The following is a 15,069-nucleotide window of genomic DNA, read 5'->3' as shown; positions in this document are numbered from 1 at the left end:
GCGATCAATTCCCATCATGAGATGCCACGATGAAGTCCTCACCTATCCGGAAGCCCTCCACCATGACCTCGCCAGCCCAGCTCGCCACGATGATCCGCTTCTACCTCGAGACCCTTGGCGAGACCAACGCGCATCACCCGTTCGAGCAGCTGTGTCTCGGTCTGACCCGCCGTCGCATCGTCAGTAACGTCTTGCCTGCGACGGGCCCGGTCTCAGCCGGCGGCGACGGAGGACGTGACGCCGAGAGCTTCTGGAGCATGGTGGCCAAGGAGCTGCCGGACACGTCACTCTTCACCGCTCTTGCCACTGAGGATGCAGTCGTTCTCGCAGTAACTGCGCAGCGCGAGAACGTTCCGTCCAAGATCCGGTCTGATCTTGCGAAGATCTGCGGCAAGGGGGAGCCGGTCGACCGTGTCATCTATTTCACCGTCGCGCCTGTCGACACGGCGAAGAGGCATGAGCTCCAGGCACACGCGCGCGAACTGCATTCGATTGCACTGCAGATCTGGGATGCGCAGGCGATCGCGAACGAGATCGCCAGTGCGGACCTGTTCTACCTCGCCGTCGACTTCCTCCATCTGCCATCCTCCCTCGCGCCCGCGCGCGAAGAGTCCCGTGATGAGCTCCCTGACTGGTATATCGAGGAACGCAATCGCTGGCGAACACCTTCAGCCCGCTCAGGCTCGATGGGGGAGTTCGTCGACCTGCGGGAAGGCCTTCGGTTCTCCAGCCTGAATCCGGAGGCGCGTGCCGACCTGCCCGACTGGCTCGCTTCGGCGCGGGCACTGAGAGATGAGGCACATAGAAGAGACGATGTGCTCAACCGCATCGACTACGAAATCGTCCTCGCAACCGGGTTCGGGCTCAACACACTGAAGCCGGTCGACGGGATCCTCCGCGGCTACTTCGGGCGGCTAACCTCCCAAGCATCCGACTCCGGCGTGCTGGTCGACGCCATCACCCTGCTGCGCCTCGTGCAGGCGACGTTGCCGCGAGGCGGGACCACCATCACATCGGATGAAGCGGAGGCATGGACCGAGGACTTGGAGAGGGTGCTTGAAGCCAAGCTGCGTGCAGCGCCCGGGATGAATGCGAAGGCGGGCCTGCTGGCAGCCGGTGCGATCCTCGCTCTCGGTCCCCGGGGCTTCACGCCGGAGGAGCTCGACGAAGTCTCCGGACCTGGTCCGTTGATGTCGGAGATCCACCAGAAACTGAGCGCCGCCAAGCGGGAAGGACGCGGGCTTCCGGGTGTGCCGTCCGACGCGGAGCTGCGCGACCTCGAAGCAGGCATGAGGCATTTGGTCGACCTCGTGGAGACCCTGCCGGAGGCTCCGATGGTACCCCTGGATGAACTCATGTCGATCTTCGATTTCACATCGCCTGCCCTGATCGACCACCCTGACTATCTCAAGGTGCGCCAAGCGCTGGACGATGTAACGATCGAGCGCTCGGGGCGGGCTTCGGCAGGAGATCGGGCACAAAGCCGCGCCATGGCTCTGCTCCAAGGAGGCCGGGCCCTAGACGCCCTTCGTGAGATTCATTCCGCGAAGTTCAGCTGGCTCAACGGCGACGCTGCCGAGGGCGCGGCCATCATGATGCTGCTCGCGTCGGCCGTATACAGCGACCTCGGACTTCCGCTGGCCGCGAAGCAGTACGCGATGAGCGCGGTATCGGTCGCAAGAATGAGCGGCGGCCCCGATCTCGCCGTCCTCGTGGCCCGGGGCATCATCCTGACTGCGACGTACGAGCACCAGGCCGGCCAGTGGCTAACCGCCACCGAAACGTTCAAAATCGGGATCTGGGCGCAGGCGCAACTGGCGGGTGATCCGTGGAGCTTCGAGCGCTATCCGTATTTCATGGACATGCTGATCGACCAGTGCCACGTCCTGCGGGCCGCGTCTTCGCTTCGCCCCGGGCTGTTGCCTGCCATCGAACGCGTGGTCCAGTCCACCGAGCTCGATGAGCTCGTCGCTCCGATGCTGGCCTCGGTCGCGCACATTGAGCCCCCCGGAGAGGATGAGACCGCAGACGCGGCGGACCGCGGGGGCCTTGGGCGGCCCTTCTCCGATGCAGGCCCGGTGCGCGAGTACAGCTGGGCCGCGCTCGGCAATGTATGGGTCGTGACCGCCCCGAACGAGCGGGCCCACGTACTCGCGGCCGAGAGATTCGTGGCGGCTGTGCAGATCACCCTCGCTGACCTCGCCGGCGAGGACCTCCTTCTCGTGCCAGGTGAGATCCGCGTCGAGGTCGAAGTCTCGGACCGGCCCGTGGAGCCCGGATCGGTGTTCACCGCGGAGTCGGAGCGCGACCGTGGCACAGTCGGGCATCGGGTGATCCTCTCCCGTTCGGGAGCCTTGGCACCCGAAGCGGACCAGCTCGAGGTCACCTCCGCTGTGCTCCAGGCGATCGTCACCCAGTCGCTCCTCGGGCAGCCGGCATTCATCGCCGTGATGGAGCGGACCTTCGAACGCGGGCTTCCGCACATGCTGACCTGCGTGCGTCCCTACGACGACCTCGTCGACGTTCACAAAGATTCGTTCTACGACGGGATCAGCGGATTGTCAGGGGGTCTCATCGGAGCCGACAGGCCGCGGTCGCCAAAGCCCGCCACCGGACTGCGCAGGAAGCTTCCGGAACATGCATCGGCCTACGACCGTGCCGCGTCCATTGATGCGATCGCCGCACGATACGAGAAAATGCTGCCACCGGTGCGGCTGACGCTCCCGCGGCTTGCTGGGGACACGGACTTCATCAAACTTGTGACATCGCTGCGTGCCGAAGGGTGGAAGGACTGGCACCTTCTCCTCGCGGTCGTCAACATTGTGGTCAATGGACGCGCAGCGCAGCGCGGCCTGAACATGACAACCTCGATTACCAAGGCCGACGTCGAACGAGTCAGTTTGCTCACGCAGGAGGAGGAACGGGAGGAGGACCCGGAGCCGCCGCTGAAGATTTTCACCGAAGACAGGATGTGGTTTCACCTCTCGAACGCCGCGCTCACGACCGTACGTCGGTGGGGACTGGAGGTGCGCCTCAACCGTGTGGACCCACGATCGTTCCTCGGACTCCTGGGCGACCGCTTCAACTACTGGGACGACGACGTTGAACATGAGCCAATCTTCACGACGCCGCGCTGATCTTCCTGTCGCATGCGTCTCCTGTTCCGGCCAGACCCTGTTCAGCCCGTCAGCTACTGACAGCTGTGCGGGTGGCCGACTGTTGGGAGCGACGCTCGTGATGTGCCTGCAGAAATCGACGCGTGCCGCCTTGTGCTCATGCCGTTCGCCACGAACCGGACCAGCGGCTCGGCATCGTTCGTCAGCACGTCCAGAACCTCATCGGGCGTGTCAGGATTCAGTGCAACGAGCAATGCCAGGTCGACGCTGCGTGCCGCCAGATCAAGAAGTACGCCGGCAGGCGTAGCGCCGTTGAAGGCGACTGCCTGAAGAACAAGCTCGTCGCTGTCTTCGGCGAGGGAAGCGAGCAGGTTTGCCGGCGAGTGAGGATTCGCAGCCACGGCTCGTCGCACGTGTGTGCTTCGTCGTTCTCCGCCGAGGAAGGAGAGGATGTCCGCGTCTGCGTTCGGGTCAAAGGCCACCAGCAGCCGCACTTGGGCCCGGCTGTTCGCAGCCATTTCAAGGAGCATGGCGCGGTTCGTCGGTGTCGGGGCTTGTTTCTGGTTGAATTCGGCAACGGCATCATCGAACGATTCACCCCGGCGGTGGAACACCTCTCGTGCTCCAGGATTCGCTAATGCAATTTCCCGCACCTCTTGTGATTCGTCATTCAGCAGGCGCTCCAGCACGTCGAGAGGGAGATTGGCCCGGTCCGCTACGCCTTGACGCACCCTTGGCGACGCATCATGCGATAGTGCAATGATCGTCGCTGGCAGAGTCGATTCGTTTCCTGAAACCCGTGTTCGGACGTACTCGTCCGGGTCCATCGAGAGCTTCTCCAGAGCGTCGACCGGCGTGCGTGGGTTTGCCGCGACGGCCGCCTGGATGTAGCGGTCCGCAACGCGGGCGAGCCTGGTCAGCACAGCGGGCGGTGTTCGCTCGTGACTCGCTGCAACGTCGCGGACATCGGGGTCCCGATGACGGCTCTTGGACAGACGGACCAGAGCCTCCTCGATCACGCCCCCCGGTACCTCCGAAGACGCCAGATCGATAACCGCGGCGAGCACACCAGGAAGACGCCAGTCCGGCGCGTCGTGCAAAACCGAGGTCGCCGTATCAGCGATGAGCTCCGTGGGCGTGCTCGGGTTCTGAAGAACCTCAAGGCGCACCTCCCACTCCGGGTCAGAAGCAAGAGCAACCATAGCGCTCTGGGGGAGCCGTTCATGCCGTGCGACGGCGCAACGGACATCGAAGTCATCATCGGCGGCCAGCCGCATGAGCACGCCGAGCGGGAGGTCATCAAGCTCCGCAAGGAACACCCGTGAACCTGCATCCCGGCTCTTGAGCATCTTCTCGATGAGTATGCCTCGGTCCTCCGCGCCGACGGACGGGTTCGCCACCAGTCGCGCACGGATTGTCGGCGACGTGCTGGCAAGCAGCTGCTCCAGCACGTCAGGGGGAGTGGAACGATGCGAGGCCAGAACCGACAGCACCTCGTCGTTGTATCGTGCCCGATCCTGACGATCCATGTTATTGAAATCGCTGGATCCGTGCGTGCGGAACTGCAGCCGTGCAGCGCGTGATGTTCCGAGCTCAGTAAGCAAGGAAGCGAGGTGGTCGTCGACCTTGTGCACCGTCCGGCAGAGCGCGCGCCAGCGGATGGCGGGGTCAGGATCCTGCAGCAGGGCGTCACGTATTCCGTGATGATCGACAGGTCGTTGCCATGCTGCCGCTCTCCGCAGCTGCGCCGGACGGTCGGCGCTCATCAGATCCGATGCGATGTCATTCGGCAGTCCTGCCCGGAGCCATGCAGGCACCTCAAGCCGGCGTTTCGCCTGCATACCCCAGCGCCAGCTCGCGTCCGGAATCGGCAGTCTAGTTGCCCATATCGCTGACGCGCCGTTGATCATCATGATGAAGTTGCAGAGCCACGTTGCGTCCGACGTCGGGCTGACAGGGGCCCTGTCGATGCTCATGATGGTGCCCGCCGGAGCGGGCATCCCAGAAGGGCGCGCTCCTGGCTGAGACAACAGGACGACCGCTCCGTCGTTCGAGCGCGCCGTCCACTGCACGCTGGCGTCCGGATCCGACGCCAGGGCTTTGATGACTTCATGCTTCGCACGTGGATTCGCGGCGACAGCGCGGCGGACCGCGACGCTCTTGTCGCGCGCAAGAGTCAGCAGGATGTCATCAGGTGCCGCTTCGTTCATCGCGACGCCTTTGCGGACACTCCATGCGCGATCCGCGGCAAGCGCACGCACCGTTGCCTCTGGTGTGACAGTGTTGCGCCCGACGCGGCTCCGGATGCTTGGGTCCTCGCTCAGGGCCAGTTTGTCCAGCTTCTCAAAGTGCGTGTGCCGATTCTCGGCGAGGATCTGGTGTTTGTGGCGCTCGGGCACTGGCTCCTTGAGCGCGATCTGCTGGTTTCCGGTGGTGCGCACAAAGCCTTCCCGCAAGGAGGGGAGGAGCATCTCCGGGTCCCCGGAAAGCAGCCGCGTGAGGCTCCACGTCGGCATCAGACCCTGGCGCGGAAGCCAGATCCCGACCTGGCGGATGCCGAGACGGTCGTCGAGGTCGAGCATGACGTACCCGAGGAGCTGCAACAGGAAGCCGCGTAGCTCGGACACGCTGAGCCGGTTGTACACCTTGCAGTCGATCAGAGTGTCGCCGATGATCCAATCAGCGTCCGCGCCGCCCACGAGCTCCGACCCCGCGAACCCGGGGTTCGACGCAAAATCTGTTCCGTCTGCGATCTCGCCGCACCATTCCTCGAGCTGCATCCGGCCGGCCTCGACGAGAGAGCCGATGTCGGCCACCATCATCGGGCTGATCTGGTCCGCGAAAGAGGGTCCGTCGCTGGCATTGTCCAGCAGCTTCCCGGTTCTGCCGCTCAGCGCCCGTGCCCCGGACCGCAGGACACGCTCGCAATGGGCAAGAAGGACTGAGGCCCGATCAAGATCAGTGTCATTCGCCGGATGGTGCAGCAATGCCTGCGCGACGTCGAATGACTCAGCGAGAACTGACACCCGATGGTGACCGTTCTCGACCCAGGCAGTGTATTCGGCTGCCCGGGCTACGCCTGCCGCGGCGGCTGATGCCCGCGGATCGAAACCACCGAGTTCGATCCGTGCACGGAAATCGAAAGCCGTGCCTGAAAGTGTGCCATCAACCCCGGCCGCCCGCGGGATAACGACTTCAGCGTCAACGAGCGCGGTGAGTCCGAGTTCGCCGGCAGCAATCCGCGCGCCCGCGGTGTTGCCGGCCGAAGCTTCAAGGCGCGGTGAGACCCGCTCAAGGTAGGCCCGCACCGGTGAGCCGGAATCCTTCAAACAGTCAGTGAGGCTCAACTCTGGTCACGCTCTAAGAAACTTGGCCGTTGGTTCATGCCCTTAGCGTACGTGGGCCCTACGACACGAGAAGATCAGGCTGCCGAAGTCTTGCGTCGTCCGAGCACCGACTTCGCCGATTCACCGCGATGCTGATCTACCCATGAATCTATGATGATCCCGTGACGATTCCTGACTTGAGCGCACTTACTCTTTCTGAGCTGCTCCAACTGCAATCGCGCATCGGACAGGAGATTATTCGCCGCGGTGTCTCCCGCACATCCGGCAGTATTCAAGGTGAGGTCGGCGAAGCTCTGGCGCTGGCGGTCTACGGTGGCGTCCTTGCGCCCCCTGGGACGAAGGGATACGACCTAACTGACGCGCTGGATCGCAAGATCCAGGTGAAGACGCGTACGTTGCCGAGGGGAGTGGACCGCATGTTCCAGTTCGACTCGCTCGACATCGATCTGGCTCTGTGCATTAGATTCGACCGGGAAACGAACGCGTTGGATTGGGCGCTGGAGTTTACGGGCGAAGAGCTCCGGAATCTCGTCAGCCCTCACGCCCGTGGTCCGAGACTTCCGATGGTTCGGGCGCGCCGCAGTGGGATCGACGTGACGGCGAAGTTTCGGTCGGCTTACGAGGCACTGGCTGGCATGAAGGGTTGAGGTGTGCCGTTGATCTTCCATGATTGCTCCGCACCAGGCCGATGCTGCTCTCTCATCACCGACTCCACCAACGGTAAGCAATACATCGGGAAGGCGGACGGGGCTGAGCGTGTCCTCGGTCGGTGGACGAGCTACGCTGGCGATGGTCACGGCGGAAACGTCGCTCTCCGCGAACTTGCCTACGACAATGCAGCCGGAGAGACTACAAAGACAGACCACGCCCGGCACTTTGTCTTCAACCTTTGAGCGTTTTCGGACCCAGCACACCTTCCACGAAAGTGGATTCAGCGGAGTCGCACTACAAGGACGCGCTGATGACACGACAATTCGGCCCCGACAGAAACTGATCAATAGATGACACCACGTCCACGCCGTGCCTGGCGGGCGGCAGCAAAAGCCAAGCAGGAGTCCAAGGAATTGGGGGAGCTGCACGCGGTTGAACCAGCGTCGCGCCGTAGCGATGGTTCACCCAGGGTAGGCCCGGGCCAGGTTTACGCGGTGAGCTCGGGAAAGGTCTATCACCCGGCCTGGTGTAACTCAGTGGGCAATGTCTGGGACGAAAACCCGAAACGGCTTCTGGTCGTCGAGGAGACCGGTGTTGGCGGCCGGAAGGCCTGCAAAGCCTGCGACGAACCCTTGCAGGCCTGACTTTCTACATTTGGCGGCTAGCCGGAACACTAAGATCTTGTCGCTTCGTAGGCGGCTTCCTGGATGCCCCTAAGTATCTCACTGGTGCAGCGTCCGTTCCGGGTGGCTTGTCCTAGCGGTCCCGTGAGGGCGGAAACACGACAATGCCACGGACCGGGATGGGGCTGGACGGCGGCTAGTATCCAAGGATGGTCAAACAGATGAGGGACGCGGCCTTCAAAGCTGAGCAGTTCGCCGGTGTGCACCTTCCACACGTCACTGCAGTGAACCAGCTGGTCGAGTCCCTCCGGGAGCCTGAGCCTTCGACCGGCCGGGGGTGGGTGCCGTACGTCGCGCCTCTTCATGGGGGCTCGGAGGCCCGGATCCTGAGCATTTTGCGTGATCCCGGGCCGATGACCCACGAGACCATGGGCTCCGGAATGCTGTGCGTGGAGAACGACGACGATTCCGCAGCCCTCCAATGCCAACTGCTCGCCTCGGTGGACCTGACGCCTGCTGACCTGACCCCTTGGAACGCCTACCCGTGGTACCGCCACGATCAGTCCAGCGGTCTGAGGAGCCCGCAGATCACGGAAGGGCTGAACCCTTTGGCCCGGTTGATCGACTTGATGCCAAAGCTCGAAGTTGTACTCCTCCAAGGCGGCGAAGCGCAGACCCTGTGGAAGCGGTTCGCCCGCAAACACCCCCGTGTCGCTGCCCGATATGCAGCAGTGGAAACCTACCACCCCGGCAGGACGGCACTCAGAGACCCTGATCCGACAGTTCGGGAAGCCCGTGCCAACCGCCGTTTCGAAGCTTTTCGCGAGGTTCGTCAGATTCTGGACCGCGGGCAGGATGCCCGCTAGGTCGGGTACATGTGCAGCCATTTATCCATGCCCTCCACGAAGCCATCTGACTTCGGATACGGCAGAGCCAAGCCGCTAGTTGCGCTTTTCGGCCGGCCGGTACCTGTCACCAAAGGCGACCAAGGAGCTCTGGAGCAGCGTCATGCTGCCCAGTATGTCCACTGGCCGGGAACGGGTTTCTGCCGGCAGCGGGCTGACCATCCAGGCGGCGAACACGTTATGAGGAATCTTCAGGATCATCGCCTGATCAAAGAGACGCAGCACAGGTTCGTGGAAAAGCCCATCTTTGAGCTGGAAGCCCGGGCAGAAGGTTCCCTCGCCGATGAATACCCGAACTGCCCGGCGCATGGCCTCCGGGTCGCCGAGGGATTGGAAATGCGTCTCCAGGTCTGCCGCTGTCGGCAGGGTGAATTCTTCGCGGATGCTGTTCCAGATATGCTCCGGAACAGCCGGCCAAAACCGCTCAGCCTTCGCATTCGACGCAGTAGGCATGGCCGTCCTTCTCGCGGGCCTTCTGCGAACGGTGGCGGACCAGGAAGCAGGACCAGCAGGTGAACTCATCGTCAGCCTGCGGGATGACCTGGACGACCAGCTCTTCGGCAATGAACTCCCCGCCAGGGGTCAGGCCGTCCAGGGCGTCAGCCTCGTCGAGCTCCTGAACCACGGATTTCGCATCCGGGGCTTTGGCGGACTTCAGGGCCTCCAGGGAGTTTTCCTGGGATTCCTTGACGTCGGTGCGCAGTTCATCGTAATCGGTTGCCACGGAGGTGCATCTCTTCTCTGTTGATGGGGATTACCGATCCTGCAACGTACAGGACACGGGAAGAATTCCATAAAAAAGCGGCTGCATGGGCACACAATCAGAACCCCAGGGAACATGAGCATTGCCGAGAGTCAGTCGCACACGTGGGGTTTCAATATCAGGAAGTGACACCTAGTCTGGGACAGAGCCGATGGCCGCGACATTTGCGGACCCAACCACCGGTTCGTTCGTCTTATAACTCTGGTCTTTGGGGGAACCTTGAGTGATCCGGAATACCCGCAGCAGCAACAGCCGCGCGTCTTCGATACTTCGTTCAACTACATGACCGACACCCCTCCAGGGACTGACCCGGACAGTGGCAGTCCGAATCTCCGGGCGGACCACGAGCTGCTGTGGACCAAGACGCTGAACTCCGGCGTCCTGTTCGAACCGACCGCGCCGCCGAAGCGTACGGACGGCTACCTCATCTTCACCGACCCCTCCAGAGCGATGCATTGGTACGGCAGTGACGCCATCACCCACTCCTACACCGGCCGGGCACGTACGGCGTCTCTGGCGAACGCCATCGCCTCGCTGAATGAGGAGCAGCGGGCCCGCTACCTGAAGCCGCCGTACACCATCGGCAGTGCGATGATCTGGCCCGTCAGGAAGAAGGACCGACCCACGATGAACCAGGCGAGGGGGCTCAGGTCGCTCATCGCCGACCGGATGGATCTGACCCTGGAGTGCATCCGGCGTCATTACGCAGGAGAACCGGAGAGCCCACTGGCCAATGTCATCAACGCGTACGCGGACTTCTTTGCGTTCTTCGACGGATTCAAGGAGTTCGTGGACTTCTTCCACTTTCAAGACCTCGTGACGCCCGACTACGAAGAGGTTCGGTTCTACCTTCCCTTCGACAACTTCAAGCGTTCCGGGATGCCGGCCACAAAAGACGAGTACGTAACGTACCGGGAGGCCACGCTGGAGTTCATCGCGGCACGGAACCGTCGGATGGCCGCTTGGGTCATGGAGAACCACCCCGGGATTGAGGTTCGCCATACAGACTGACTACCCAGCGACGTCGCAGGGTCAGTCAGGGTCATAGTCCGCGGATTGAAGCCATAGGGGGATTCATGGAACTACCAGCCATCCTGAAAGAAGAGAACGTCGAAGCCGCAGCCGAACTGCTCCGGCGCTACTACCTTGAACCGTCCAGAAAGACGGGGCTGCTCAGTACCGGCAGTTACTTTGATGAATGGGCGAACCGCGGCGACAACCCGCAGGTGAGGGACAGGATCACCGACAGCGACGCTGTCGCCGTGTCCATGCTCAGCGTCAAAGTGCCGGCCCAGGCCATCATCGGACTGCAGGAGGAGCTGTTGGCGGGGAAAATACAGGATCTCCTGGCTGATATACCCACCGACGTGAAGATGAGCGACCTCACGGTCGCGGAAGCGGAAGCCACTCTCGGGGAGGGCAGCCCCTCATGGCTGCTCTGGCAGGAGCTGAGACGCACACCCAAAACGCGCTGGGATGTCGGGGCCACCACAGCCAGCAAGATCATGGCGAGGAAGCGACCGCATCTCATCCCCATCTGGGACAAAGTAATTGGGGCAGTCGTGGGCAAAGACACCTCTGAAGGCCAATGGCTGAATTGGCACAATCTCTTCATGAAAGACCCCGACCTTGCTGGACGATTGGGGCGCATTCACAAGCTTTCTACGGTCCACACACCCATTTCCGAACTGCGCATCATGGACGCCATCCTGTGGCGCTACGGCAAGGACCATGGCATCAAGGGCGGGCGAGCCGGCAAACTCGGAATCGCCGGCTGAAGCACAGCGAAGCCACGACAAACTTGGTCGAATCTCGAAACCGCCCGCGCCAGCTTCGCAGCCGGCCGATGTCGTCCGATGAAGGAATAGCTACGAGTTCGGAGCTTCGTATGAGTACGGAAACGAGCCCCCGACGCGACCGGACAATGCAGTCAGCTCTGCCTCGGTTTCCCTGAACCGGATCACTTGAGGGCCCAATGTGTTGACCCCCTCCGGTCCCTTCACCACGAGGGTTCGCGCTATGGTCCTGCCCAGTTGATCCAGTTCCTGGTTGAGTCGCCGCAATTCTGCCTGCTCGAATTTGGAGCGCTTCATCACTTCAGGGTGCCTGTCGCATTGCGTGCAGCGTCCCCTCGGGCCCACATCAGCCATCATGGTCACATAGATGCCTCTTTGGCCGGATCGCCACTGACCATCCATGATCGAGCACCACTGAGTGTGGAACAGTTTCCCGGTTCGTGTGACGTACACCTGTCCGTAACCTGCCACAGGTGACCCGTCGTCACGGTGGCTTTGCGGCTCAACGCGAACGAGCGGCCGTTCCTTTGCCCGGTGCTCAGCTTTCGCTTCTTCTTTGAGTCGCAGCCTCTCTGCCCGCTTCTCCGCACGCTCCAATTTGGAGCGCTTCTTCTCTGCAGGGTCCTGGTCGCATTGCGGGCAACGTCCCCGCAGGCCCACATCCGCAAGCATGGTCAAGTAGATGCCTCCATTGGTGGCGCGCCAGTGGCCGTCCATGATCCCACACCATTGAGTGTGGAACAGCTTGCCCGACCGGGTCACATACGCCTGACCTTCACCTGCGATGGGCGACCCGTCGTCACGGTGGCTTTGCGGCTCAACGCGGACGAGCGGCCGTTTCGTTTTCGCCCCGTGGTCGGCTTTCACTTCTTCGTGTGTGGTGCTCACAACCCGTTCCTTCTCCCAAGACCTCTGCCATATCCTTCCATGATGGGGAGGTCCACCTCCACCATGCCATCGAAGGGTTGACGGGCAAGCCCGCCGAGTCCAGTACCTGCGGATCAGCACGAACCCGGTGAACGCACTCGACGACACACAATTCCTCGCTGATACCGTGGAAAGAGGGCAAATAGTCTCCTTTTGAAGACGTGTGTGAGTCGGGGGAAGCATGACGGAGTGGAAGCCGGGTTGGTGGGCACGCGCGTTCAGAGGTGCCGGGTCATGGGTGCTGTCGATCCGTGAGGGCCGCCTGCGCGTCTGCGGAATCCCCCGGGAGGTGGACGCTGATGTCATCGACGTCCTCAGACTCGCAGTCGATGAAGGCTCAGGGCAGCTCATCGTCACTCTCGTCCACGGGACGGAGACGGTGCTCAATGGGCTGTCTCGTCGCGCGGTGCGTGAGGTTGCCGCTGCGTACCGCTCCGAGCTCGATGAGCGACGGCATCTCGCCGCCCTGCTCTCAAAGGCTGAGGAGCAGGGCGAGGCGGCCGGCCTGTGGTGGTCCCGGGTCCGGGATGTGATGGACCGACTACGGTGGGCGGACCAGGACACGATCGCCGCGCTCGCGGACTCCCGTCCGGACGTCGCTGTGTGGCTGGCTGCCGACAGCGATCCGCGGCTCTCCGGGCTTCCCAGGGGCAAACGTGAGGACCAGCGTGCCGCAGTCGACGCCTGCTGCACCACTGACTTGTCAAGGTGGGCTGCCCAGCGCAACGAGGCGTTCCTGGAGTGGGAGAAAAACGACCTTGCCGACTTCTTCCGCAAGGTCGAGAAGTCGCCGTTGACGGAAGAGCAGACGAGGGCGACGGTCTGCTTCGACAACCGGGTGCGTGTTATCGCGGCCGCGGGCTCCGGGAAGACGTCGACGATGGTAGCCCGCGCCGGGTATGCGATCCGGCGTGGCATCGCCCAGCCGACGGAGATCCTTGCCCTCGCATTCAACAAGAAGGCAGCCGGTGAGCTCTCGGAGCGGCTTGTCTCCCGCCTCGGCGATGACGGTGCGTCGGTAGCGTCGAGCACTTTTCACGCCTTCGGACTGCGAGTCGTCGGTGAAGCCACCGGTCGAAAACCTTCAGTCCCCGATGACATCACCAATGGCAACGGGATCGGGCGGCTCGCGGCGATCGTTGATGGGCTCCGTGACCGGGACCCGGCCTTCCGGCGTGACTGGGACCTTTTCCGGCTCGTGTTCGGCAGGCAACTGCCGGACCTCGGGGACGAAGACGAGCCTGAGACGTGGGACAGGAACAAAGGTATTAACGGCTTCGGCACTCTCGCAGGGGAGGTCGTTAAGAGCCAGGAAGAGGTGATGATCGCAAACTGGCTCTTCCTGAACGGCGTCCGATACGAATACGAGCGACCCTACGCGCACGACGTTGCGGACGCGCACCACCGTCAGTATCAGCCGGACTTCTACTATCCGGACATCGACGTCTGGCATGAGCACTGGGCGCTCGGTTCAGACGGCAACCCGCCGCCAAATTTTGACGGGTATGCCGAGAGTATGGCGTGGCGGCGTCAGACCCACACTCGATACAGCACAAGACTTATCGAGACAACCTCGGCAACCATCCGGGACGGGTCCGGGTTCGAGCACCTCGAACAGGAGCTCCGCCGACACGGAATCCAACTCGAGGAAGACCCCTACCGGGAGGCGGTAGGGGAGTCTCCGATCACCGAACCAGCCATGATGACGCTGATGCGGTCGTTCATGGCCCACGCGAAGGGCAACCGCCTCACCCCTGACGTGCTGACGCAGCGGGCCGGCCGAACCTTGCGGGCCAGGCTCTTCACACGCCTGTACGGCGTCATCCTCGCCGAATGGGACCGTCAGCTCCGAGCTGCGGGCCAGATCGATTTCGAGGACATGCTGAATCTCGCAACCGATCACGTCGAGTCGGGCCGGTGGACGAGTCCATACCGGCTCGTCATGGTCGACGAGATGCAGGACACCAGCGCTGCACGCGCGGCGTTGGTTCGGGCGCTGATGAAGACTTCTGGAAACTACCTGTACGCGGTCGGCGACGACTGGCAGTCCATCAACAGGTTCGCGGGCTCAGACCTCGGTGTGATGACCCGCTTCGATAATTGGTTCGGGACAGCGTCCACCATCTGGCTGGACCGCACCTTCCGGTCCCCGCAGTCCCTGTGCGATGTCGCGGGTGGGTTCGTGATGAAAAACCCCAATCAAATCTCCAAGAACGTCCGATCTTCAGCGCCGGAGGCTGGCGAGACCGTATGCGCCGTCAGTGTACGGGAGCGCAGCCACTACGGATCGGCCGTCCGGCAGCACCTGACAACCCTTGACTCAGAGCTCACGGAGCCAGCCACTGTGCTGCTGCTCGGCCGGTACTCCCGGTCCAAGGACGATGTCACCTCGGCCCTGGAAGCCAGATACGCCAACCTGACCATCGAGTTCAACACCGTGCACGCCTCGAAAGGAAAGGAGGCAGACTACGTCGTTGTGCTCGGCCTTGAGAGGAACGGATTCCCCAGCATTGTCGAGGATGATGCTCTCCTGCAACTGGCCATGTCCGCCCCTGACTCCTACCCACACGCAGAAGAACGACGCCTGTTCTATGTCGCACTGACCCGTGCCAAGCGCTCAGCGCTCCTGGTCACGCGCGCCGGTAGGGAATCAGCGTTCCTCCTCGAGCTGGTCGGAGATCGTGTCGTCAAGATCCGATCCGCGACAGGCGACGACATCACCCCAGTGGTCTGCCCGAAATGCAAGAAACACACGATGAGGGAACGCAAAGGGCCCTACGGCCGGTTCTTCGGCTGCGCCGGGTACCCGACCTGCAATGGAACGATGAAACTCGCTGATAGTTAGGGACAAGGATGCCTTCCATGTTCCGAGGCGCAGGTTCTACGCTTGGCGATATTTTGGCCGACTGACGCGTCCAACCCACGTGGTCGGCCAAGCCGA

General features: G+C 62.6%; 11 protein-coding genes. 7 read left to right on the top strand and 4 right to left on the bottom strand.

Annotated elements, in window-relative coordinates:
• Nucleotides 1-62 precede the first annotated feature (62 nt).
• Complete coding sequence (locus QRN42_RS05040; protein ID WP_284978251.1) at nt 63-3,137, top strand: hypothetical protein; 3,075 nt, start codon at nt 63-65, stop codon at nt 3,135-3,137.
• A gap of 53 nt (nt 3,138-3,190) precedes the next feature.
• On the opposite strand, the gene QRN42_RS05035 is transcribed toward QRN42_RS05040, so the two are convergent.
• On the bottom strand, nt 3,191-6,445 hold the full coding sequence (locus QRN42_RS05035) for a glycosyltransferase family protein (protein ID WP_284975252.1): 3,255 nt from the start codon (nt 6,443-6,445) through the stop codon (nt 3,191-3,193).
• Between the two features lie 179 nt (nt 6,446-6,624).
• On the opposite strand from QRN42_RS05035, the gene QRN42_RS05030 reads away from it, so the two are divergent.
• From QRN42_RS05030 to QRN42_RS05020, 3 genes are all read left to right on the top strand, one after another.
• The gene (locus QRN42_RS05030; protein WP_133830809.1) at nt 6,625-7,110 is read left to right on the top strand and encodes a hypothetical protein; all 486 of its coding nucleotides are present in this window, start codon (nt 6,625-6,627) and stop codon (nt 7,108-7,110) included.
• 354 nt (nt 7,111-7,464) lie between these two features.
• Nucleotides 7,465-7,758, top strand: coding sequence for a hypothetical protein (locus QRN42_RS05025; protein WP_284975253.1), 294 nt, complete (start codon nt 7,465-7,467; stop codon nt 7,756-7,758).
• 188 nt (nt 7,759-7,946) lie between these two features.
• A complete protein-coding gene (locus tag QRN42_RS05020; RefSeq protein ID WP_133830808.1) occupies nt 7,947-8,603 on the top strand; it encodes a uracil-DNA glycosylase in 657 nt (218 codons plus the stop codon).
• A gap of 75 nt (nt 8,604-8,678) precedes the next feature.
• Here the strand turns inward: QRN42_RS05020 and QRN42_RS05015 are convergent, their stop codons facing one another.
• Nucleotides 8,679-9,095, bottom strand: coding sequence for a hypothetical protein (locus tag QRN42_RS05015; protein WP_133830807.1), 417 nt, complete (start codon nt 9,093-9,095; stop codon nt 8,679-8,681).
• A complete protein-coding gene (locus tag QRN42_RS05010) occupies nt 9,067-9,366 on the bottom strand; it encodes a DUF4193 domain-containing protein (protein WP_133830806.1) in 300 nt (99 codons plus the stop codon). Before QRN42_RS05010 ends, QRN42_RS05015 begins: the two co-directional genes overlap by 29 nt.
• A gap of 258 nt (nt 9,367-9,624) precedes the next feature.
• Here QRN42_RS05010 and QRN42_RS05005 point away from each other — a divergent pair, with 258 nt between their 5' ends.
• Together QRN42_RS05005 and QRN42_RS05000 are read left to right on the top strand one after the other, a co-directional pair.
• On the top strand, nt 9,625-10,416 hold the full coding sequence (locus tag QRN42_RS05005) for a DUF6994 family protein (RefSeq protein ID WP_284975254.1): 792 nt from the start codon (nt 9,625-9,627) through the stop codon (nt 10,414-10,416).
• A 65-nt stretch (nt 10,417-10,481) separates the two neighbouring features.
• Complete coding sequence (locus tag QRN42_RS05000) at nt 10,482-11,183, top strand: DUF6308 family protein (protein WP_284975255.1); 702 nt, start codon at nt 10,482-10,484, stop codon at nt 11,181-11,183.
• A 90-nt stretch (nt 11,184-11,273) separates the two neighbouring features.
• Here QRN42_RS05000 and QRN42_RS04995 read toward each other — a convergent pair whose 3' ends face one another.
• Nucleotides 11,274-12,089 (bottom strand): hypothetical protein, encoded by an 816-nt coding sequence (locus QRN42_RS04995; RefSeq protein WP_243835338.1) that lies wholly within the window; start codon nt 12,087-12,089, stop codon nt 11,274-11,276.
• 220 nt (nt 12,090-12,309) lie between these two features.
• On the opposite strand from QRN42_RS04995, the gene QRN42_RS04990 reads away from it, so the two are divergent.
• Nucleotides 12,310-14,973: a UvrD-helicase domain-containing protein gene (locus QRN42_RS04990; RefSeq protein WP_284975256.1), complete on the top strand. Its 2,664-nt coding sequence runs from the start codon at nt 12,310-12,312 to the stop codon at nt 14,971-14,973.
• Nucleotides 14,974-15,069: the final 96 nt, after the last annotated feature.

Source organism: Arthrobacter sp. fls2-241-R2A-200, assembly GCF_030209745.1.
Taxonomy (GTDB): domain Bacteria; phylum Actinomycetota; class Actinomycetes; order Actinomycetales; family Micrococcaceae; genus Arthrobacter.
Note: the sequence above shows the minus strand (reverse complement) of the source record. Positions and strands in the feature narration are given on the sequence as shown.